This window comes from uncultured Sphingomonas sp., assembly GCF_964244265.1.
Lineage (GTDB): Bacteria > Pseudomonadota > Alphaproteobacteria > Sphingomonadales > Sphingomonadaceae > Sphingomonas.
The window spans coordinates 35,228-55,520 of record NZ_CAXTHV010000020.1 but is presented as its reverse complement, the minus strand read 5'-3'; the positions used below and the strand labels follow the sequence as shown (position 1 = coordinate 55,520).

Annotated in this window: 19 protein-coding genes; 8 read left to right on the top strand and 11 right to left on the bottom strand. The window is 69.0% G+C overall.

Going from position 1 to position 20,293, the window contains the following annotated elements; all coding sequences use genetic code 11:
- Positions 1 to 110: 110 nt before the first annotated feature.
- Both ACFE7K_RS09905 and ACFE7K_RS09900 read left to right on the top strand, forming a co-directional pair.
- Positions 111 to 269, top strand: coding sequence for a hypothetical protein (locus ACFE7K_RS09905; RefSeq protein WP_375398023.1), 159 nt, complete (start codon positions 111 to 113; stop codon positions 267 to 269).
- Positions 270 to 297: 28 nt separating this feature from the next.
- Positions 298 to 486 carry an SDR family NAD(P)-dependent oxidoreductase gene (locus ACFE7K_RS09900; RefSeq protein ID WP_375398022.1) on the top strand — a complete coding sequence of 63 codons (189 nt, stop codon included), beginning with the start codon at positions 298 to 300 and terminating at the stop codon, positions 484 to 486.
- 430 nt (positions 487 to 916) lie between these two features.
- Here ACFE7K_RS09900 and ACFE7K_RS09895 read toward each other — a convergent pair whose 3' ends face one another.
- Entirely contained in the window at positions 917 to 1,369 is a 453-nt protein-coding gene (locus tag ACFE7K_RS09895) for an Lrp/AsnC family transcriptional regulator (protein ID WP_375398034.1), read from the bottom strand.
- Between the two features lie 113 nt (positions 1,370 to 1,482).
- On the opposite strand from ACFE7K_RS09895, the gene phhA reads away from it, so the two are divergent.
- A complete protein-coding gene (phhA, locus tag ACFE7K_RS09890) occupies positions 1,483 to 2,346 on the top strand; it encodes a phenylalanine 4-monooxygenase (protein WP_375398021.1) in 864 nt (287 codons plus the stop codon).
- 5 nt (positions 2,347 to 2,351) lie between these two features.
- A complete protein-coding gene (locus tag ACFE7K_RS09885) occupies positions 2,352 to 3,557 on the top strand; it encodes an amino acid aminotransferase (RefSeq protein ID WP_375398033.1) in 1,206 nt (401 codons plus the stop codon).
- A gap of 5 nt (positions 3,558 to 3,562) precedes the next feature.
- Here ACFE7K_RS09885 and ACFE7K_RS09880 read toward each other — a convergent pair whose 3' ends face one another.
- Positions 3,563 to 4,549 carry an enolase C-terminal domain-like protein gene (locus ACFE7K_RS09880; RefSeq protein WP_375398020.1) on the bottom strand — a complete coding sequence of 329 codons (987 nt, stop codon included), beginning with the start codon at positions 4,547 to 4,549 and terminating at the stop codon, positions 3,563 to 3,565.
- A gap of 39 nt (positions 4,550 to 4,588) precedes the next feature.
- On the bottom strand, positions 4,589 to 5,329 hold the full coding sequence (locus tag ACFE7K_RS09875) for a helix-turn-helix domain-containing protein (protein ID WP_375398019.1): 741 nt from the start codon (positions 5,327 to 5,329) through the stop codon (positions 4,589 to 4,591).
- Between the two features lie 64 nt (positions 5,330 to 5,393).
- Between ACFE7K_RS09875 and ACFE7K_RS09870 the strand changes: the two genes are divergently transcribed.
- From ACFE7K_RS09870 to ACFE7K_RS09855, 4 genes are all read left to right on the top strand, one after another.
- On the top strand, positions 5,394 to 6,752 hold the full coding sequence (locus ACFE7K_RS09870) for a hypothetical protein (protein WP_375398018.1): 1,359 nt from the start codon (positions 5,394 to 5,396) through the stop codon (positions 6,750 to 6,752).
- Positions 6,749 to 8,143 carry an FAD-binding oxidoreductase gene (locus ACFE7K_RS09865; RefSeq protein ID WP_375398017.1) on the top strand — a complete coding sequence of 465 codons (1,395 nt, stop codon included), beginning with the start codon at positions 6,749 to 6,751 and terminating at the stop codon, positions 8,141 to 8,143. Before ACFE7K_RS09870 ends, ACFE7K_RS09865 begins: the two co-directional genes overlap by 4 nt.
- On the top strand, positions 8,136 to 9,173 hold the full coding sequence (locus tag ACFE7K_RS09860; protein WP_375398016.1) for a Glu/Leu/Phe/Val dehydrogenase dimerization domain-containing protein: 1,038 nt from the start codon (positions 8,136 to 8,138) through the stop codon (positions 9,171 to 9,173). Before ACFE7K_RS09865 ends, ACFE7K_RS09860 begins: the two co-directional genes overlap by 8 nt.
- Positions 9,174 to 9,268: 95 nt before the next feature.
- Complete coding sequence (locus tag ACFE7K_RS09855) at positions 9,269 to 11,362, top strand: TonB-dependent receptor (protein ID WP_375398015.1); 2,094 nt, start codon at positions 9,269 to 9,271, stop codon at positions 11,360 to 11,362.
- A gap of 9 nt (positions 11,363 to 11,371) precedes the next feature.
- On the opposite strand, the gene ACFE7K_RS09850 is transcribed toward ACFE7K_RS09855, so the two are convergent.
- The 8 genes from ACFE7K_RS09850 to ACFE7K_RS09815 all read right to left on the bottom strand — a co-directional run bounded on the left by ACFE7K_RS09850 (position 11,372) and on the right by ACFE7K_RS09815 (position 20,272).
- Complete coding sequence (locus ACFE7K_RS09850) at positions 11,372 to 12,367, bottom strand: dipeptidase (RefSeq protein ID WP_375398014.1); 996 nt, start codon at positions 12,365 to 12,367, stop codon at positions 11,372 to 11,374.
- 5 nt (positions 12,368 to 12,372) lie between these two features.
- The gene (locus tag ACFE7K_RS09845; protein WP_375398013.1) at positions 12,373 to 13,401 is read right to left on the bottom strand and encodes a DUF1611 domain-containing protein; all 1,029 of its coding nucleotides are present in this window, start codon (positions 13,399 to 13,401) and stop codon (positions 12,373 to 12,375) included.
- Between the two features lie 64 nt (positions 13,402 to 13,465).
- The gene (locus ACFE7K_RS09840) at positions 13,466 to 14,017 is read right to left on the bottom strand and encodes a helix-turn-helix domain-containing protein (protein WP_375398012.1); all 552 of its coding nucleotides are present in this window, start codon (positions 14,015 to 14,017) and stop codon (positions 13,466 to 13,468) included.
- Between the two features lie 58 nt (positions 14,018 to 14,075).
- A complete protein-coding gene (locus tag ACFE7K_RS09835; protein WP_375398011.1) occupies positions 14,076 to 15,212 on the bottom strand; it encodes a M20 family metallopeptidase in 1,137 nt (378 codons plus the stop codon).
- Positions 15,209 to 16,555, bottom strand: a complete 1,347-nt coding sequence (locus tag ACFE7K_RS09830; RefSeq protein ID WP_375398010.1) for an MFS transporter — start codon at positions 16,553 to 16,555, stop codon at positions 15,209 to 15,211. The genes ACFE7K_RS09835 and ACFE7K_RS09830 overlap by 4 nt, the downstream gene beginning before the upstream one ends.
- The gene (locus ACFE7K_RS09825; RefSeq protein WP_375398009.1) at positions 16,552 to 18,036 is read right to left on the bottom strand and encodes a hypothetical protein; all 1,485 of its coding nucleotides are present in this window, start codon (positions 18,034 to 18,036) and stop codon (positions 16,552 to 16,554) included. The genes ACFE7K_RS09830 and ACFE7K_RS09825 overlap by 4 nt, the downstream gene beginning before the upstream one ends.
- A complete protein-coding gene (locus tag ACFE7K_RS09820; RefSeq protein ID WP_375398008.1) occupies positions 18,033 to 18,968 on the bottom strand; it encodes an alpha/beta hydrolase in 936 nt (311 codons plus the stop codon). The genes ACFE7K_RS09825 and ACFE7K_RS09820 overlap by 4 nt, the downstream gene beginning before the upstream one ends.
- A complete protein-coding gene (locus tag ACFE7K_RS09815) occupies positions 18,965 to 20,272 on the bottom strand; it encodes a serine hydrolase domain-containing protein (protein WP_375398007.1) in 1,308 nt (435 codons plus the stop codon). Before ACFE7K_RS09815 ends, ACFE7K_RS09820 begins: the two co-directional genes overlap by 4 nt.
- Positions 20,273 to 20,293: the final 21 nt, after the last annotated feature.

The following is a 20,293-nucleotide window of genomic DNA, read 5'->3' as shown; positions in this document are numbered from 1 at the left end:
CTCAGCAATTAGGGGCTCGGCATTGGCGGAACTAACGGCTCTGATTCGCCGTTGGCGGTTCGAGGAACAGACGTCCCCGCAGATATTATCGCGAAGCCAAAAGAGCAATCATGACCAAGCCGGGCGCCGGATTTGTCTCTATCGAGCCCTGGCAGGGCTTTTCCGACCCGGTCGGCTATAGCGGCGACATTCGTGACAAGCCGGGGATCATCGAGATCGCCCCAGGCGACAGCAAGCACCTTGCCATGTGTATCACTCTTACCGACTGATGCCGACCTTTCCCTCGGCGACGACGTGATGTCTGATGACCAGGTGGCGATCGTGACAGGCGGTAAATCCGGCATCGGTGCGGCATGCGCCGAGGCGCTGGGCGATGCCGGCGCGCGCGTTGTCATCACCTATTACAGGTACGATGCCGCGGCACGGCGCGTCTGCGCCTCGATCGGCGATCAGGATCGCGCGATCGCGGCAGACCGATGTCGGTGATGAGGCAGCGGTAACCGCCCTGTTCGACGCAGCGGAACAGGCGTTCGGCACGGTCAGCCTGCTGGTCAACTCGGCCGGACTCAATATGCGGTGTGTTGCTCGCCGACATGGTCGAGCAAAAGCACGGGCACATCAATGGGGTGTCGGCAAGTGCGGAGGCGAGATCCGGACCAACTTGACCGAAAAACGGCATAAATTGCCGCCAACGCTTGCGCGTTCCCCACAGTTGCTCCCTCTTGAAGCCAAGGTATAGCCACGTCAGCGATCGCTCCGGTGATCGCGGCGATGCTTGATACGCCAGGGCCGGTGCTCGTCGACTGCCAAGTCGCCCATGTCGAGAAATGCTACCCGATGGTCCCCGCCGGGACGACGCATGACGAGGTCGTACTGGAATAGCCGCTGTTCCTCACGCATCGGCCGAGGCGCGCCGTCAAAGCGGCAGCACCGTCGTGTATTTGGTCACCGCAAGCACGAAGCGCGACGAACCGGCCGCGACCGAAGGATGGGGCAGCAAAGTGCTCATCAGGAACCGGTTGTAGTCGGCGACATCCGCAGCGACGATGCGCAGCAGATAGTCCCAGTCGCCCGACATCGAATAGCATTCCATCACTTCGGGCCGCCCGTCGATGAACTGTTCGAACGCGTTGCGGTGTTCCGCCGCGTGGCTGCGTATCCGGATGCTGCACAGCACGTTCACGCCGCGCCCGACCGCCTCCGCGTCGACCAGCCGGACCGTGCGCCCGAGCACGCCGGCCGCCTCGAGCGCCTTGATCCTGCGCCACGTCGAGGCCGGGGATGCGCCCACTGTCTTCGCCAGCTCCGCGCTGCTGAGCGAGCCGTCGCGTTGCAGCTGCTCAACGATGCGCCGGTCGACACCATCCATCTGAATGGGTTGTTTCACCAAATCCACGATCAATGCCAAACCTTCTCACAGAACACTGTTTTAAACACAAAAAATGACATGCGAGTTTCCAGTATTTCTGCAATCGTCTTCATATGACTGAAGCAGATCCGATCCGCCCCGAGGGGGCCGCCGCCGACTGGACTATCCCGCAGGGCTGGAACTCCTACACGCCGGAAGAGCACGCGACCTGGGACATGCTGTTCGAGCGACAGGTCGCCATGCTGCCGGGCCGGGTTACACCTGAGTTCATGGCGGGATTGGATGTCCTCCGCCTGTCCAGGCCCGGCATTCCCGAATTCGAGGAACTGTCCGACCGGCTGACGAAAGCAACCGGTTGGCAGGTCGTGGCGGTGCCCGGGCTCGTGCCCAACGACGTCTTCTTCGACCACCTCGCCAACCGCAGGTTCGTTTCGGGCAACTTCATCCGCAAGCCGCACGAGCTCGACTATCTCCAGGAGCCCGACGTCTTTCACGATGTCTTCGGCCACGTGCCGCTGCTCGCGAACCCGGTCTTTGCCGACTATATGCAGGCCTATGGCAAGGGCGGGCAGCGCGCCGCGGCGATGGGGGCTATCGACCGCCTGTCGCGGCTGTACTGGTATACGGTCGAGTTCGGGCTCGTCCGCTCGGACGAGGAGCTGAAGCTTTACGGCGCCGGCATCGTCTCCTCCTATGCGGAATCGGTGTTCGCGCTGGACGACCCGTCGCCCAACCGGATCGGGTTCGACCTGAAGCGGCTGATGCGGACCAAATACCGCATCGACGACTTCCAGCAGAATTATTTCGTCATCGACAGCTTCGAGGATCTGCTCGATCAGACGCTGAACACCGATTTCAGTCCGCTCTATGCCGAACTCGAAAGCGAGCCGGACATCGAGATCGAGACGGTCCTGCCGACCGACATGGTCTACACGCGCGGCACGCAGGCCTATGCGCGCAGCCGGATCGCGGCGTGACCGCGATGCCGGATCGCCCGGCCGCGCCGGCGCTGTTCGGCAGCCTGGAGCGCCAGCAGCCGGACGCGCTGCTCGCCGTCATCGCCATGCACCGCGCCGACCCGCGGCCCGACAAGATCGACGTGGGCGTCGGCGTCTACCGCGACGTTGCCGGCGCGACGCCGGTCATGCGGGCGGTCAAGGCCGCCGAAGCCAGGCTCCTCGCCAGCCAGTCGAGCAAGGGTTATCTGGGGGCAGAGGGCGACCAGGCCTTCACCGACCTGATCGCCGACATCGCGCTGGGCGAACCCTTGGCGCGGGACGGGCGGATCACCGGGATCCAGACTCCCGGCGGCACCGGTGCGCTCAGGCTCGCCGCCGAGCTGGTCGCCATGAGCCGTCCCGGATCGACGATATGGATGGGGAACCCCACCTGGCCGAACCATGGTCCGATCTTCCGCGCGGCGGGGCTGGCGGTGCGCGAGCATGCGTATTTCGATCGCGCGCTGGGCGACATCGATTTCGACGGCGTCCTGGACGGGCTGGCCGCGGCGTCGGCCGGCGACATCGTGCTCCTGCACGGATGCTGCCACAACCCGACCGGCGCTGCCTTTTCCGCCGCGCAGTGGCGCGCGCTCGCCGATCTCGTCGCCGCGCGCAGGCTCGTGCCGCTGATCGACCTCGCCTACCAGGGGCTCGGCGACGGCCTGGTGGAGGACGCCGCCGGTGCTCGCAAGATGCTGGCCGCCGTGCCGGAAGCCCTGGTCGCCTACAGTTGCGACAAGAATTTCGGCCTGTACCGCGAGCGCGTCGGTGCGCTGTGGGTCCAGTCGGCCGGTGCCGCGACGTCGCTGGCCGTGCGCGACACGCTGCTGACGCTGGCCCGCAGCCTCTGGTCGATGCCGCCGGACCATGGCGCCGCGGCCGTCCGGACGATCCTGGAAGACCCGGCGTTGGCGGCCGACTGGCGTGCGGAGCTCGCCGGCATGCGCGACCGCATCGGCGCCGTGCGCGCACGGCTCGGCGCCGCTCACCCGGCGCTGTCGCCGATCGCGCGGCAGCAGGGTTTATTCGCCCTGCTGCCGATCGATCCCGCCAGCGTGATGGACTTGCGCGAACGGCACGCGATCTACCTGCCTGCTTCAGGCCGCGTCAACGTCGCCGGTCTGCGCGACGAGACGATCGAAACGTTCGTGACCGCCCTTGTCCCATATCTTTCGCCGATGGCCTGACGATGTCAGCCCCACAGCTGGGGCTGGTGAGGCTCGGCGACCCGGCCATCCCGGTAGACGAAGGCGCAGTCCCAATCCTCCGATTGCGCCAAGGGGCCGTCCAGATCCACGAACCGGCATCGCTGCGCCAGCACCATTGCCGGCGCCATCGACAGGCTCGAGCCGTTCATGCATCCCACCATCAGACCGAACCCGCGCTGCTCGGCGGCATCGGCCAGGCGCAGCGCCGCGGTCAGTCCGCCCGCTTTGTCCAGCTTGATGTTGATCACCTGGAACCGGCCGGCGGCCTTGTCGAGGTCGGCGACGTCGTCCACCAGCTCGTCCGCCGCCAGCGGCACCGGCCCGGTCCAGCCGTCAAGCCCGCCTTCCGCGCCCACCGGGACCGGTTGCTCCAGCAGCACCGTCCCCAGCTCGGCCAGCCGGGGAGACCAGGCCTTGACTTGGTCGACCGTCCAGGCCTGATTGGGATCGACGATAAGCCGGGCCGAGGGGGCGCCCCGGCGGACCGCCGCCACGGCCGCGACGGCCTCGCCGCCACCGACCTTCACCTTTAGCGTCCGGTATCCCGAAAGCCGTCGCGCAGTTCGTTCATAGTCTGCGAGCGAGCGAATGCCGATCGTGCAGTCGCTGTCGACGGGCGCGGCAAGCACGCCGGCACACGCGAACGGCGACACCCCGTCGCGCTTCGCTTCCAGATCCCATAACGCCGCGTCCACGGCATGGCGCGCGCCGCCCGCGGGAAGGAGCTGGAGGAGGTCGTTGCGGCTGATGCCGCGTTCGACGTCCGACCGGACGCGTTCGATCTGGGCGCCCATCGTCACCGGGGTCTCGCCCGCATATGGCACGCCGACCGCCTCGCCGCGTCCCCACACGCCGTCGCCGTCCGTCAGCCGGACCTGCACCGTGGGCACGTCCACGTCCACCGCGTTCGACGTTACGAACGGCTCCGACAGCGGCCAGGTGCGGCTCCACTGCTCCAGCTTCAAACTCACCGCCGATCCTTTCTTCGCCTGTGGAAACCCGCTGCCGCATCATGCCGTCTCGTCCGCGGCCTCGCCAGCCGCCATCGCCCGCCAGGCGCGCGGACTCATCCCGATCAGCGCCCGGAACCGGCGGGAAAAGGCGCTCTGGTCGCTGAATCCGCATGCCTGCGCAACATCGCAGACCCTGGCATCGCCCCTGAGCAGGAAGAGGGCGTGTTCGATGCGCGCCTGCGCATGGAACGCCTGCGGGCTCACGCCGAACACGCGGCGGAAGTCCCGGTCGAACTGGGAGCGCGATACGCCGGCGCCGGCAGCGAGGCGGCTCAGCGCGAGCGGCCGCGCCGGATCGGCGCGAATGCGCTCGGCGGCGGCGGCGAGCCGCTGGTAGACGGGGTGGCGTCGGTCAGGCCGATCGAGCCGCCGAGCCGAGGCCGCGACTCCGATGATGCGGCCGGCCGCGTCGCGCACCGGTATCCGCGAGAAGATGAGCCAGGCGGGACGGATCCTGTTGGCGCGCGACAGGTCGAGCCTGCTCGTGATCGCACGACCTGTGGCGAATACCTGCCGATCGAGCGCCTCGTAGTGGATCGCCAATTGCCTGGGGAAGAAATCGCCGACCGTACGCCCGATAAGCGCATCGGGGCGCGGCGCCCCGCACAGGCGCGCCATGGCCCGGTTGGCCGCGACATAGCGCAGCGCCGTGTCCTTGACGAAGAAGGGACTGTCGGGAAGCGCGTCGAAGAGCGCCTCCAGCAGGACGAGGTCAGCCGCGCCGAAAAGCCGTGCCATTGTGCCGATATCCGCACGGATTGCGCGCCGAAGCAACAAGCATGCGAGCGCCGGCGGCGATAAATTGGTCGGGAAGGAGAGCTTCGTGGCAACCAGGCCTGTTTTCGAATGGGAGCGCCAGCCCGACGCAGAGGAGCTGCTGCTGCGTGAGATCGGCCGTCGCCTGGCGGCGGTCCAGGTGGCGGGCGACTATGCGGACCGGCTGCTCGCCGCCTGCGGAGTACGGCTGCGCGACATCGCCGACCACCTCACGTTTGACGACGACGACACCATGCGCGCCATCGAGGCGCACGGCTGGGTCGCACAGCATGATGGCGTATGGGAGCATTCCCGCGGGCACTTTCCCGGTTTCGTGCGCCGAGTGGGCGAGGACGGACTGTTCTTCCGCGTCGAGTCGGTTGAACAGCTGCTCCGCGCGACGGCGATCGACGCACCGATCGAAGGCAAGGCCTATGGCCCTTACCGTCGCACAGTGCTTTTCCGGGCCGGCAGCGTGCAGGTTGGCGGTGTCGAACGCAACGGATTCAGGGGATATGAGCTGCCGGAAGTCGACGACGCGTCGATCCGGAAGGCACGGATTACGCAGCAGCGTTTCCGCACCCGCCGCCGGCAATTCGACAGCGTCGAGCAAGGCCTCGACCATATCGAGGCGCTGGTCGACGCGGCCGTTGCCGCGATCGGTCCGGACTGGGCATGCGACCTGTGGCTGAAGGCCGAGCGCGACTATTGGATGACCCGCTGTCCGGCCGGCCGGCTGCAGAAGGCGCGTCAGGACGCGGCCGGCATCGGCTGGTCCAACATCGACCACCACACCTATGATGGCTCGCGCGCGCATTTCCGCCGCAGCATCCGCCTGCTGGAAAAGCTCGGCTACGAGCTTCGCGAGATGCTGTACGCCGGCGCGCTGGCGGGCTGGGGATCGCAGATCCTCGAGCAGCCGGCGATCGGATCGACGATCTTCGCCGACGTCGATCTCGCGCCGGAGGAAGTCGACATCGACTTCGCGCATGTCGCGCTGCCACCGCTGGACCGGCATCGGCGCGCGGGCGTCCTGTCGATCCTGCACGGCGAATCGCTGCTTGAAGGGGGCCTCAACCACGTCGCGGGCCTGTACGAGCAACGCACGCTGCGCGCCCAGCTGGCGGCGGAAGGCCTCAAGATGATGCAGCCGTTCTCCGACTTCCCGCACCTTTACCAGGAGCTGACCGAAGGCGACTGGGCCGCGGTCGACCCGGCGCGCGTCGACGCCCTCGTGGCGGGCGGGCACATGAGCGAGGAGGAGGGGGAGAAGGTCCGACTCAACGGCGCGATCGCCGCCCATCTCGAGAACATCGAGCGAAACGACGGCTACAAGGGTTTCAACAAGCCCGGTATCGACGGCGTGCTGCGCAAGCTCGATCCGCGCCGATACGAGAACGCGTGAGCGGCTACGGCTCCGTCCAGCCGCTGTTGCCGCTGCTTGCTGGGCGGTTCGGCGAGCGGCTCGCGACGACCGAGGCGGTGCGGGCGGCACACGGCGCGGGTGAGGGCGTGCGCGACCCGCATCCGCCCGATGCGGTCGTCTTCCCGACCAGCGCCGAGGAGGTCGCCGACGTGGTGCGGCTGTGCGCCGAACACCGCGTACCGGTCGTTCCGTTCGGGGTCGGAACCTCGCTCGAGGGACATGTTCAGGCGGTCCATGGCGGCGTGACGCTCAACCTGTCCGGGCTCGACCGCATCCTCCAGGTGAACGCGTCGGACCTCGACGCTCGCGTGGAGGCCGGCGTGACGCGCGAGGCGCTCAACGCCCATATCCGCGATCAGGGATTGTTTTTCCCGTTGGACCCGGGCGCCAACGCAACCCTGGGCGGGATGGCGGCGACCCGGGCGAGCGGCACCAACGCGGTTCGCTATGGCACCATGCGCGACGTGACCCTTGGGCTGACGGTGGTCACGCCCAAAGGCGAGGTGATCCGCACCGGCGGCCGGGCGCGCAAGTCGAGCTCGGGATACGATTTGACGCGGCTCTATGTCGGTTCGGAGGGAACGCTGGGCATCATCACCGAGGTGCAGTTGCGACTGTTCGGCATACCGGAGGTGATCGTGGCGGGGGTTTGCCAGTTCGATGCCGTCGAGCACGCGGTGGAGGCGGTCACCGCGGTCCTCCAGATCGGCCTGCCGATCGCCCGAATCGAATTTCTCGACCGGACCCAGATCGCGGCCTGCATCGCCTATTCGCGGCTCGACGACCTTTCGGCGGCGCCAACGCTGTTCTTCGAGCTTCACGGCTCGCCCGCCGCCGTCGCGGAGCAGCGGACCATGATGAGCGAGCTGCTCAGGAGCTTCGGCGGCACCGAGCCGCGCTGGGCGGAGCGGCAGGAGGATCGAACGCGGCTCTGGACCGCCCGGCATGACGCGTTCTGGGCGGCGCGCGCGCTGAAGCCCGGATACGACAGCCTGTCGACCGACGCTTGCGTGCCGATCTCCGCCCTACCGGCGATCATCGCCGCGGCGGAGCAGGCCGCGGCGGAAAGCGGGTTCACCTGTCCGATCGTCGGGCATGTCGGCGACGGGAACTTCCACATGATGGTGCTGTACCGGCCCGACGAGCGGACCAGGGCCGACGCGCTCGCCACCGAAATCGCGCGCCTCGCTATCGCGGCGGGGGGCACAGCGACGGGGGAGCACGGCATTGGGCTGCACCGTATCCCGCTGCTGGTCGAAGAGCACGGGCCGGCGGTCGACGTGATGCTGGCGATCAAGGCGTCGCTGGATCCCGACGACATCATGAACCCCGGCAAGACGTTGCCGCGACGGGAGACCGCCCTTGCCTGACCTGTTCGACGACATGGCGGTGGTGGCCGCCGCCCGCGTGCTCGCGTTGAGCGACCCGGCGTCCGGCCTGAAGGCGCTGGTCGCGCTTGACGACCTGACACTCGGGCCGGCCTGCGGGGGCATCCGGACCATGCGCTATTCCGGTGTCGGCGAGGCGCTCGCGGACGCGCAGCGCCTCGCCGCGGCGATGACGCTCAAATGCGCCATCGCGGGGCTGCCGGCGGGAGGCGGCAAGACCGTCGTGCTCGACCATCCCGGACTGGACCGGGCGGCGGCGTTCGGCCGGCTGGGCGAATTCATCGAGTCGCTTGGCGGGCTGTACCGGGCGGCTGGCGACCTCGGCACCCGTCAGGAAGACCTGCTGCGCGCGGCCGAGCGGACGCGCTACGTCAACACCACCGGCGCGCGCCTCGGCGAGGCCACGGGCGAGGGCGTCGTCAATTGCATCCGCGCGCTGGCGGCGCATCGCGGGCGCGAGATCACGGGGCTGAGCGTCGCCGTCCAGGGTTGCGGGCTGATCGGGTCGGGGGTCGCACGGTTGCTGGCCGCGGCGGGAGCGACGCTGGTCGTCGCCGACGTCGATGCCGGAGCCGCGGAACGGCTCGCCCGCGAGGTCGGCGGCGAAGCGGTCGGCGCCGGCGCGATCCTGCAGGCGCCGGTCGACGTGGTCTCGCCATGCGCGACCGGCGGCGTAATCACCACCGCGGCGGCGGGAGCAATGAGGGCGTGGGGCGTCTGCGGCGGCGCGAACAACCAGCTTGGAGACTCAGGCGCGCTGCCGACGCTGGTCGCGCGCGGGATAAGCTATGTCCCCGATTTCCTCGCCTCAGCGGGCGCGGTCATCGACGGTATCGCGCGCGAGGTCGGCGACGGCAATGGCGACGCCCTGATTGCGCGGCTGCACGACACGGCCGCCGAGGTGCTCGCCGAGTCAGCGCTGACAGGCGAAGACACCGACGCCGTGGCGCGGCGCATGGCTAGGCGGAATATCGCACAAGGACACAACCGCGCCCTGTCCGTTGACGGATAGGAAATTATCCATCAAGCTATAAAATTATAACCAACAGTCAATGAGGTTGGGGAAGGGGGAAAATGATGTCGCGACGGTTACTGCTTATCGCTGCCATGCTGGGGACCTCGGCGCCCGCTGTCGCTCAGGCGCAGGTCCGGGCGGATGCGCAAGGGGAGGCCGGGACTGGCAAGACGACGCCACCGGCGACCGACGACCAAACCGGCAATCAGCGGGACATCATCGTGACCGCCGGGAAGCGCGAGGAACGGATCACGGACGTGCCGTTCGCCATCACCGCTATCGGCCAGGCCGAGATCCAGGACCGCGGCTCCATCGACATCAAGGATCTGCAATATTCGATACCAGGGCTGAACATCCAGGAACTGTCTCCGGGCGCGAACAAGACCACCCTGCGCGGCATCAATCCCGGTGCCGGCACCGGGCTGCCGATCGTCGGCATCTACGTCGACGAGGTCGGCGTGACGGTGGACCAGCAACAGCGCGATCCGACCTTCCCGCTGGTGGACATCGCGCGCATCGAGGTGCTGCGGGGGCCGCAGGGCACGCTGTTCGGCGAGGGTTCGATCGCGGGTACGATCCGCTACATCACGCGCGATCCGAGCCTGACCCAGATCGGCGGGTTTGTGGAAGCGAAGGCGAGCACGGTCGAGCATGGCAGCAACGGCTATGGCATCGACGGTGCGATCGGGGTGCCACTCGTCACCGATCGGGTCGGGCTGCGCGTGTCCGGCGGCTACGACCGACTTCCGGGGTGGATCGACTACCCCGCCGCCGGGGTGGAGGATGCCAACAAGCAGCGCCGCGTGTTTATCAGGCCCAAGCTGCTCGCCCAACTCGACCGGCTGCGGATCAGCCTGCTCTACCAATATTACGATCAGAAGAGCGATACCGACGGCATCAGCGGCACCGCCGATCGATACACCCGTCCGGGCCGGACCTCGCTCTACCCGGCGTCGGACACCAGCCATCTCGTCAACGGCATCCTGTCCTACGACTTCGGCCCCGGGACTTTGCTGTCGTCATCCAGCTACCAGACGCGCGGGCTGACCTTCAGCGCGCCGTTCACGCCGTTCCTCGCCGTCTTCAGCACGCGCTACCATCAGTTCAGCCAGGAACTGAGGGTCAGCTCGAACGGTGACGGTCCGGTCAAATACGTCGGTGGGGTGTTCTATCGAAACTACACCTCTGCCATCGACCGCACGTTCTTTCTCAATGGAATAGCGTCGGCGGTCGCCCGGCGCGTCGGAACGGACCCCGTCAATTCCAATTCCTTTGCGGCGTTCGGCGACCTGACGGTGCGCCTGGCGCCGCGCCTCGACTTGAGCGGCGGCCTCCGATATTATTACGACCGGCGCTCCACCTCGTCGACGATCCCGGCCACGACGACCAACCAGGCGGACTTCCGGGCGCTGAGCCCGCGCGGCTCGATCCGCTATGGCTGGACCGATGATATCTCCACCTATGCCACCGTCTCGAAGGGATTTCGAAGCGGCGGGTTCAACGGATCGGGCACGAGCTTCGGCCCGGAGAGCCTGTGGAACTATGAGATCGGCACGAAGGCCTCGCTGTTCGGAGGTCGCCTGTTTTTCGACGTCGCCGGCTTCCACGTCGACTATAGCGACCGTCAGGCCAACGGCCTGGTCGCCGTTGCGCCCAACGTGTTCCTCACTGAAACCCGCAACGTCGGCAAAGCCTCGGGGAACGGCGTGGAGGGTTCGATCACCGCGCGACTCGGCGGCGGCTTCGAGATCGGCGGTACGGCGGCCTACAACGATATAAAGTCGGACGTGACCAACGCGGAAGTGGTGCGCGGCCAGCGCTTCGACTTCGTGCCGGCGTTCACCGGCTCCGCATTCGCCAGCGCGCGCGTGCCGCTCGGGGAGCGGCTGTACGGCATGGCGCGGGTCGACTACCAGCACTCCTCGCCCTACGCCTCGATCACGCGGCAAGGGCAGCCGAACGGCACCGTCGTCACCTTGGAAAACTTTCGCAACGAGCGGCAGGATTATCTGAACCTGCGTGTGGGTGTGGAGGTCGGCGCGGTCGGCTTTTATCTGGACGCCAGGAACATCCTGAACGAGGATACGATCCTCTTCCCCAACTCCCCGATCGCGGTCAACAAGGAGGGCACACGTCCGCAACCTCGCACCTTCCAGGCGACATTGCGGTGGAATTTCGATCGCTGACGCGCGGCCCTACTTCCAGACCTGGTCGGCTACCCGCAGCAGGTTGGCGCCGAGCAACCCCTCCACGTCGTCATCGCGCCAGCCGCGGGTGAGCAGGATGTCGACCAGTTCGGGGATGGCCGACGATGTCAGCATCGGCGGGAAATCCGCCGGCGAGGCGAAGCCGCCGAACCATTCCGGATAATCCCTGGCCAGTTGCGCGCCCTCGTTCACGTCAAAAACCTGGTCCAGGCCAAGCCCGACATGCGCGGGACCGACGAGCGCGGCGATATGGTCGGCCATGTCGGCCAGCCGCTCCAGCGGGACGGGTCGCTCGTCGCTGACGAACGGTCCGAACCCTACCAACCCGATCACCCCGCCTTTGGCCGCACAGGCGCGGATCAAGGCATCCGGAATGTTGCGCCGATGCGCGCGCAACGCCGCCGGATTGGAATGCGAGAAGATGACGGGATTGCGGCAATACTCGATCGCCTCGGCAGCCGTGCGCTCGCCGGTGTGCGAGCAGCACAGCAGCATCCCCACCTGCTCCATCGCGTCGATCACCGCACGCCCGAACGCGGTCAAGCCGGTGTCGCTCACCCGACAGCCGGCCCCGAGCCGATTATAGCGATCATAGGCGATCAGCATCCAGCGGACTCCGAGCGCATAATAGACCTCGACCAGATCAGGCAGATCGTCGACCGCCGCGCCGCCTTCGATGTCGAACAGGACCGCCAGCCTGCCGTCGCGCTTCGCGGCCCGGATCGAGGCGGCGCTGTCGCCGAGCACATATTTGTCGGGCCGTGCGGCGATCCAGCTTCGCATGGTGGCGAGCATTTTGAACGTCTGCGCCCAGGGGATCGGGTCCATTGCGACATTGAGCGTGACCGCCGTCACGCCGGCGCGGCGCACATCGTCGAGCCGGTCCAGAAACGCCGTGTCGCCGGGCCGCAGCGGCATGCAGGCGTGGTTGTCCCAGACGACCGCGTATCGCAGGAGCGCGGCCGCCCGGTCGCGCGTCGCCATCGTCGTCAGATCAGCGCGTCGACGATCGCGTCCACGCCGAAGCGGAGCGGGTCGATCACGGGCAGCCCGTGCTCGGCCGCCATGGCCTCCAGTAGGCCGCGCGCATCACCGTCGCTCAGTCGCGAGGTGTTCAGCGACAGGCCGACGCACCGCGCCGCCGGGTTGGTGAGCCGCGCGGCCTCGACGTTCCTGGCGATCGCGGTCGCGATATCCGGGATGGCGAAGCCTTCGCACCCGTCGATCTCCCGGCGCGCCGGGTCGTAGCAGAGCACCAGCGCGTCCGGCTGGGACCCGTGGATCAGCCCGAGCGCCACGCCCGCATAGCTGGGATGGAACAAGGATCCCTGCCCCTCCACCACATCCCAGTGATCAGGCGCGGCGGCAGGAGAGAGCAATTCGGCCGCGCCCGCCAGAAAGTCCGCCACCACCGAGTCGATCGGGATACCGCTGCCCGCGATCATGATCCCCGTCTGGCCCGTCGCGCGGAAATCGGCGGCGACGCCGCGCGCCCGCAACCCGCGCGCAATAGCGAGCGCGGCGTATTTCTTGCCGATCGCGCAGTCCGCGCCGACCGTCAGCAGCCGCTTGCCCGGCCGCTTGTGCCCGGTCCCGATCGGGAGGTCGTCGGGCGGCCGCCGCACGTCGTGCAGCGCCGCTCCGCCGGTCTCCGCCGCCGCCACCAGCGCGGGCAGGTCGCCGAGCCGGGCGTGGAGCCCGCTGACCACGTCGAGCCCGGCCCGTGCCGCCTCCGCCAGCGCGTCGACCCAGTGCGCGGGCAGCCGCCCGCCGACCGGCGCCGCTCCGACGACCACCGAGCGTGCGCCGGCGCGGACCGCCGCTTCCGGGTCCAGATCCGGCAGTCCGAGATCGACCGCGCGGTCCGAGAAGCGCCATTGGCCGACCACATCGTCGGGCAGCCAGTCGCGCAGCCCGAACGCCGTCTTGGCAACCACCGGATCAACGATATCCGCGAGCAGCAGCAGGTAAGGCTTGCGCAACGCGATAGGCGCTGCCCCGTCGATCTGTCCGCCCAATCGCCCCTCCCGTGGATAAAACTCTAACCACGGCGTAAGCCCCGCGCCGTCCGCACGCAAGCAGTCAGACGGGCGGGGTAGTCGCGCTGACGATCACGCAAACGCTCGTGCCGGTATTGCGCAGCTTGTGCGGGAGCGAGGTGGGAAACAGATAGGCGTCGTGCCGCCGCAGCACGCGCACCTCGTCGCCGATCGTCGCCTCAATCTCGCCCTCGATCACGACGCCTCCTTCCTCGCCGCCATCGACCCGGTACGGCTCGCGCGCGGTCTCGGCGCCGGGCGCGTAGGTTTCGAGCAGGACCTGGAGCGGACGCCCGACCAGCGACACGCCGACCTGGAGCAGTGATACGCCGCCGGTGCCCACTTCCACCAGTTCGTCGCGCCGAAAGAAGTAACGCGGCGCGGGCGCAACGTTTGGCGCGAAGAAGTGGGACAGGGTCAGGTCCAGCGCCTCCAGCAATTGGCGCATGGTACCGATCGACGGGCTGATCTTGCCGTGCTCGATGAAGGATACGGTGCCGTGGGTCAGTCCCGCGCGCCGGGCGAGTTCGCGCTGCGAGATGCCATTGCGCTTCCGCAGCTCGTGCAGCCGCTTCCCGACTTCGGCCTCTTCCACCCCGCCTCCTGTTCGCCTGCCCATTTGGGCCGCGTGGGCCCGCGCGTCAAATGAACGTTCAGCCGAGCGTCTCCATCAGCCGCATGAGCAGGCGCGTGCGCGGTTCGATGCTGGAGATGTACAGCCGCTCCTCCAGCGTGTGCCCGCCATCCCCGTCGACGCCCAATCCATCGAGCGTGGGCGCGATGGCGGCGGTGAAGTTGCCGTCGCTGCCGCCGCCCGTTTTCAGGTCCTGGAGTTTGAAGCCGATCTCGGCGGCGAGCGCTCGGGCATGCTCGAACAAGGCGGCGATCGCGGGCGACTTCTCGTAGCCCGGCCGATTGACGCCGCCGTGCACCTCGAGCCGGACGTCGGGGTCGCGCGGGCGCAGCGCATGGACGCGGGCCACCACCTCCTCGCACAGCGCCGGATTGGGAAAGCGCACGTCGACCTGGATCGTCGCCACGTCGGGTACGACGTTGCCGCGCGTCCCGCCGCTGATCGTGCCCACGTTGACCGTCAGCTCGCGCGCATAGTCGGTCATCGCCTCCAGCACCCCGACCTGATGCGCGATCTCGCGGATGGCGCTGCGGCCGAGATGGTGCTCGACGCCGGCGTGCGCGGGGCGGCCGTGCGCGGTCACGGAGAACATCGCGCTGCCCTTGCGCGCGGTGACGATCTTGCCGCCGGACCGGGCCGGCTCGGTCACCAGCACGAAGCGGGCGCGCGCCGCTTCGCGCTCGATGTGGGCGCGCGAGGTGCCGCTGCCCACCTCTTCGTCGCTGACGAGCAGGTGGCGGACGGGAAGCCGCGTCCGTTTCCTCTCGCGCGCCAGCTGCCGGAGCGCGGCGAGCGCGAGATAGGCGCCGCCCTTCATGTCCTCGGTGCCCGGTCCGTAGGCGCGATCGCCCTCGATCCGGAACGGCAGCGGACCTGCGAGCGTGCCAACCGGATGGACCGTGTCGATATGGCTCAGCACCAGCACGCCCGGCCTGTCGGCGGCGACAGCGGGGCAGAGCCTGTCCTCCGTCACCAGCAGATGGTCGCCGAAGCCGTCCTGTCCGGCGATCCGCTCCACGCGCGCGCCGATCGTCCGATACTCCGCCTCGACCCGATCGGCCATGCGCCCCATCGCGGCGAGGTCGTCGGTGGGCGACTCGATCTCCACCCAGGCGCGAATGCCGGCGAGGATCTCGTCGGTCGAGAGCGCGGTCATACCCGCGCCTCCTCGTCGCGCGCCGCGGCGATCGTGGCCAGGTAGCGCGGCACGCAGAGGAACAGCAGCGCCGCCGACAGCACGAGCGCCGCCATCGCGGTGCCGACCGTCGCCAGCATGAGCCCGTTCGCCCGCCCCTTGAGCTGGTCGGACAGCGCGCCCACCGCCACCGGTGCCAGCGCCGAGAACGCGATGTTGATCATGATGCTGATCGACGCCAGCCGAGCGCGCGACGGCGCCGGCGTCAGGTCCTGCAGCGCGGTCGGAAACACCATGGTGCCGCCGGCCAGGAAGAGGAAGTTCACGCCCAGGAGCAGGTAGATCTGCGTCGGCGTGGTCGTCAGCAGGAACAGCGGCGCGAAGGCCGCGGGCATGATCGAGGCGAGCAGCAGCAGCCAGATCGGGTAGCGCGCGCCCCACCAAAGTTGCAGCCAGCGCCCGCCGCCCGTGACAAGCAGGAGCGCGATCAGCGTGGACACCAAGGTCGCCACGCCGAAGCCCGCGCCGACCGCGCCCGGGCTCGCCCCCATCTGGCGCATCGCGACCACCGGCAGGAACGCGCCGAACGCGGACGTGCCGAAGATGAACAGCCCGATGCCGGCGTAGAAGCAGGCGAACATCGCGAGGTTGCGCGAGAGGAAAGGCCACACCGGCGCGGCGGGCGGCCTCGCCGCGGCCGAGGTCGCAGCCGGGCCGCTCGGCCGGTAGAGGCGGACGACCGCGACGATCAGCAGGAACAGCGGCCCCGGCGCCGCGACAGCCAGCAGCGCCAGCCGCCAGTCCTCCAGCCCCTGCCACGCCGCCGGCAGGAACGGCCGCATCGCGCCCGCATGCTGGGCGAGCTGCCCGCTCAAGGCGATCACGATCCCCGACCCGAGCCGCCCCACCACGGTCATGATCGAATTGGCGAGCAGGCGGGCGCGGCCAGCGAACAGCTCCGGGATCACCGCATAGCTGATCGGGATCAGCCCCGCCTCGCCCGCGCCGACGACGGCGGTCGCCAGGAACAACACGGCGAAGCTCTGCGCCAGCGCCGACGCGATCACCGCACCCGTCCACGCCAGCACGCAGAGCGCCAGCACTAGCCGCCGGCTGAACCGGTCGGCGAGCCAGGCGATCGGATAACCGACCAGGCTCGCGAAGATCGCCACGCCCAGTCCCTGCACCAGCCCGACCTGGAAATCGGAGAGCGAAAGCGACGCCTTGATGCGATCGGTCTGCAGCACCATGACGTGCCGGTCGCAATACATGTACAGGCCGATCAGCAGGAAGGCAGCGATCGTGGCCCAGGCCGCGGGCGAGGCGCGATCGGGCTCGGCGGTGACGGGTGCGTGCGGGGTCATCCGAGATACCTTTGCTCGAGGTGCGCGCGCAGCGCCGCGTCGGACAGCCGCTCCCCGGTCACCTCCGCCACCAGCGCTTCCGTCGTCAGCGCGGCGCCCCTGTGCCATACGTTCGGCGCGAGCCAGGCGGCATAGTCGCCGAGCCGGGCCGGATCGGTCTCCACGCCCGGGTGTTCGGCGCGGAAGCGCGCCGCGAGCTGGGCGGCGATCGCCGCGCCGATCAGATAGGACGGGAAATAGCCGAACATGCCTTGCGACCAGTGGATGTCCTGCAGTGCGCCATCCCGGTGCCGGCCGCACGTGTCGACGCCGAGCAGCCGGGCCATGCCCTCGTCCCAGCGCGCGGGCACGTCGGCGACGGCCAGGCCGCCATCGATCAGCGCGGCTTCGATCTCGGTTCGCAGCAGGATGTGCGCGGGATAGGTCACCTCGTCCGCGTCGACCCGGACCGGCCCGGGCCGGACGCGGGTCATCAGCCCGAGCAGATTGTCCGGTGCGAACGCCGACTGGTCGCCGAACGCGTCGCGGAGCAGCGGCGCGAGCCGCGCTGCGAACGCGGGGGTGCGCGCCAGTTGCCGTTCGAACGACAGCGCTTGCGCTTCGTGCATCGCCGCCGAGCAGGGCTCGCCCAGCGGCTGCCCCGCCCAGGCGCGCGGCAGACCGGCCTGGTACAGGCCATGACCCGTCTCATGCACGACGCCGAGCAGCGCCGGCAGGAAGGCGTCCGCGCGGTAACGGGTGGTCAAGCGCACGTCCTCCGGCACCCCGCCGGTAAAGGGATGGTGGCTGGTGTCGAGCCGACCGCCCGCGAAATCGAAGCCGAGCAGCGTCATCGCCGCGACGCACAGCGCGTGCTGGCGGTCCAGGTCGAACGGGCCTGCGGGCTCGATCACCGTCTCGCTGGCCTGCCGCGCGACGATCCGCGCGGTCAATTCCGGCAGCCAGCCCGCGACCGAATCGAACAGCGCCGTGACCCGCGCGTGGCGGAGCCCCCGATCGTGGCGGTCGAGCAGGGCGTCATACGGCGACAGGCCCAGCCGATCGCCGATCCGCGCCGCCTCCTCGCGCACCGCGTCGAGCAGGTCGCCAAGCGCCGGGGCGAACACAGCCCAGCTGTCTTGGTCTTTGGCCTCGCTCCAGGCATGCGACGCCGCGCGGACCAGCTCGGCGCGGCGCTGGACCAGCCCCTCGGTCTGCGCCTGCGCCAGCGCGCGCTCGCGCGCCATCAACGCCAGGTTGGCGGCATCGTCCGGCGCCAGCGTCTCGCTCGCGGCGTCCGCCAGCAGCGCGTCGAGCGACGGATCGCTCGCCATCCGCTGGAGCAGCGCCGCCAGCTCGCCCTGCGCCGCCGCGCGCGCTTTCGCCCCGCCCGGCGGCATTTTGGTCATCCGGTCCCAGCTGCCGAGCGCCTGCAGATGCTCCAGGTTGTGGATGCGGGTGCGATGCGCCTTCAGCGCAGCATAAGCAGGCGCATCGCTCACGGCCGATACATGCTGTAGCAGATACCGCGCGCGATGCCGGCGGGGACGACCGACCGGTGATCCTCGTCAGGGTGAACGACGAACTGGAGGTCGAGCCCATGTTCGCACAACGGGGCCAGCCGCTCGGCCAGCTCGGTCGGATTGCCCACCATGCGACAGTCGGCGGTCATCGCCGCGTACACCTCCCGCGTCATGTTGCGGATGCCCGCCGCGGGCAGGGGCGGGCGGGGCGGATCGGCCTCCTCCCATTCCCCTGTCGAGAGCAGCAGCCGCGCGCTGACCTCGCCCGCCCGCACCCGCTCGGCGAAGGCGTCCACGAAGCCGAGCACCCAGCGCCCGTTAACCCAGATCGACGGGCTGATCGCCACATATTGGTTGAAGGCCGCAGGGGTGCGGAACAGCGCCGCCAGCGTCGTCAGCCCGCCGAGCGAATGTCCCATCAGCGTCTGGTCGCCCGGATCGACCCGCACCCGCTCCGCGACGCGCGGCTTTACCTCCGCCTCCACCATCCGCAGATAATCGTCCATGCCGCCGTAATCGGCCGGCGTCGCGCCCATCGCCTGCTGCCAGCCGCTGCCGGTTACCGCCACGGGCGTGGGCGGCGTCAGATCGTGATTGCGCACGGTCAGTGCCGTGCCGACATTGTCGGTCTGGTAGCCGATCCCGACGACAACACAGTCCACAGTGTCGGGCCAGCGCGCCTGGATGCGCGCGGTATCCACCGCGATCCCGAAATGCAAATTGCCGTCGATCAGGTAGACTACCGGCCAGCCCGCCGCCGGCGGCTCGCCCACCGGCTCGGAGATGAACAGGCGATACTGCTTGCCGTTGATCGCGGAGGTGAAGTCGACCCGCGCGGCGTTCACCGCCATCTCGGTCGAGGGGCGTGGATCGGCGATGGGTTCTTCTCCGTTGACAGTTTCTTCGGTCATAGCGGCCAGGCCCAGTCGATCAGGCCGTCCGCCGTCATGCCGACTGCGACATGCTCGACCCGATCGGGATAGGTCATGCGGTATCGGCGCATGGTGCGGGCGGGCTCGCCCCATTCCTCGACCAGCGCGAGGCGCGGCATCTCACCTGCCCACAGGTCGAGCACGCCGCGCGTACCGCCGCGATCGATCGCGACCCGCAACGCGGGGGCAAAGCGGGCGCGGTCGGGCGCGCGGCCGTTGCGGAACAGCTCCCGCGCCACGATCGCGCTGAACGCCGGCGCCCGGTCGGCGATTGGCGCGAGCGACAAGGGCGTCGTTCCCGGCGCGAACGCCTCCAGGGCGCCGAGCGCGATCGCGCGGATCGCGCGGGTGTTGCCTGGTGCCAGGTTGCACATCGCGAACACGCCCGTGCCGGCTCCCGGGTGGACGTACAGCATCGCCGTCCAGCCGTCGAAATGCCCGCCGTGCCAGGCGGTCGGCACGCCGCCCAGCCTATCCAGGAACAGCCCGCAACCATAAGGCGCGTCGCCATTCACCAGCGTGGCGGGGCGCAAGAGCTCGACGCCGACCGCCGGATCCAGCGCACCCTCGGCCAGCACCCGCAGCCACGCTTCGGCGCCGGCCGCAGTGAAGGCCACGTCGCCGTCGCCGATTACCGCGCGAGTTGCGCTCGCCGCGTCTCGCGCGGCGGGACCCCGGCCTTCAGCGTTGGCGGCGCGCACCCAGTCGGGGCTGGCGATCGCGGCATCGCTCACGCCAGCGCGCGCCAGCAGCGCCTCCATCACGACCCCGCACGGCTTGCCGGCGACCGCCGCTACCAGGAAGCCGAGCAGGATGTAGTTGGTGTTTGAGTAGCTCCAGGCGTCGCCCTCCGCCGCGATCGGCATCATAGCGGCGTAGCGGCTCATGAACGCCGCCCGATTGTCAGGCACCGCGCCATCGCCCGGCTGCGCGAGATAGTCGGGCAGCCCGCTCGTATGATGGAGCAGCGACCGCACGCTTCGTCCGCCCCAAGCACGCGGCGCGTCCGGCAGCCAGTCGCCGATCGGCGCGGCCAGATCGATCCGTCCGCGCGCGGCGAGATCGAGCACGGTCACCGCGGTGACGTGCTTGCCCGCGGACGCCGCCTGAAACCAGGTCGATCCGCCGACCGCCCGCTCCGCATGCGCCGCGTCCACACCCCAGGTGAAGCGCTCACGCCGACCGCCGCCGATCAGCGCCACCGCAAAGCCGGGCACGCCGAACGCCCGCGCCAGCGCAGCCGTCCGCTCGGCTACGCAACCGCGCATACCGTTATCGGCCATCGCATCCGATCCGAGCAAAGC

Bases quoted from the DNA above. Each gene is read 5' to 3' on its own strand.
- ACFE7K_RS09895 (WP_375398034.1), bottom strand. From the start codon at position 1,369: ATGGATGGTGTCGACCGGCGCATCGTTGAGCAGCTGCAACGCGACGGC.
- ACFE7K_RS09835 (WP_375398011.1), bottom strand. From the start codon at position 15,212: ATGACCGCGCTCTCGACCGACGAGATCCTCGCCGGCATTCGCGCCTGG.
- ACFE7K_RS09905 (WP_375398023.1), top strand. From the start codon at position 111: ATGACCAAGCCGGGCGCCGGATTTGTCTCTATCGAGCCCTGGCAGGGC.
- ACFE7K_RS09875 (WP_375398019.1), bottom strand. From the start codon at position 5,329: ATGGCACGGCTTTTCGGCGCGGCTGACCTCGTCCTGCTGGAGGCGCTC.
- phhA (WP_375398021.1), top strand. From the start codon at position 1,483: ATGACTGAAGCAGATCCGATCCGCCCCGAGGGGGCCGCCGCCGACTGG.
- ACFE7K_RS09815 (WP_375398007.1), bottom strand. From the start codon at position 20,272: ATGGCCGATAACGGTATGCGCGGTTGCGTAGCCGAGCGGACGGCTGCG.
- ACFE7K_RS09830 (WP_375398010.1), bottom strand. From the start codon at position 16,555: ATGACCCCGCACGCACCCGTCACCGCCGAGCCCGATCGCGCCTCGCCC.
- ACFE7K_RS09850 (WP_375398014.1), bottom strand. From the start codon at position 12,367: ATGGCGACGCGCGACCGGGCGGCCGCGCTCCTGCGATACGCGGTCGTC.
- ACFE7K_RS09885 (WP_375398033.1), top strand. From the start codon at position 2,352: ATGCCGGATCGCCCGGCCGCGCCGGCGCTGTTCGGCAGCCTGGAGCGC.
- ACFE7K_RS09820 (WP_375398008.1), bottom strand. From the start codon at position 18,968: ATGACCGAAGAAACTGTCAACGGAGAAGAACCCATCGCCGATCCACGC.
- ACFE7K_RS09900 (WP_375398022.1), top strand. From the start codon at position 298: ATGTCTGATGACCAGGTGGCGATCGTGACAGGCGGTAAATCCGGCATC.
- ACFE7K_RS09855 (WP_375398015.1), top strand. From the start codon at position 9,269: ATGCTGGGGACCTCGGCGCCCGCTGTCGCTCAGGCGCAGGTCCGGGCG.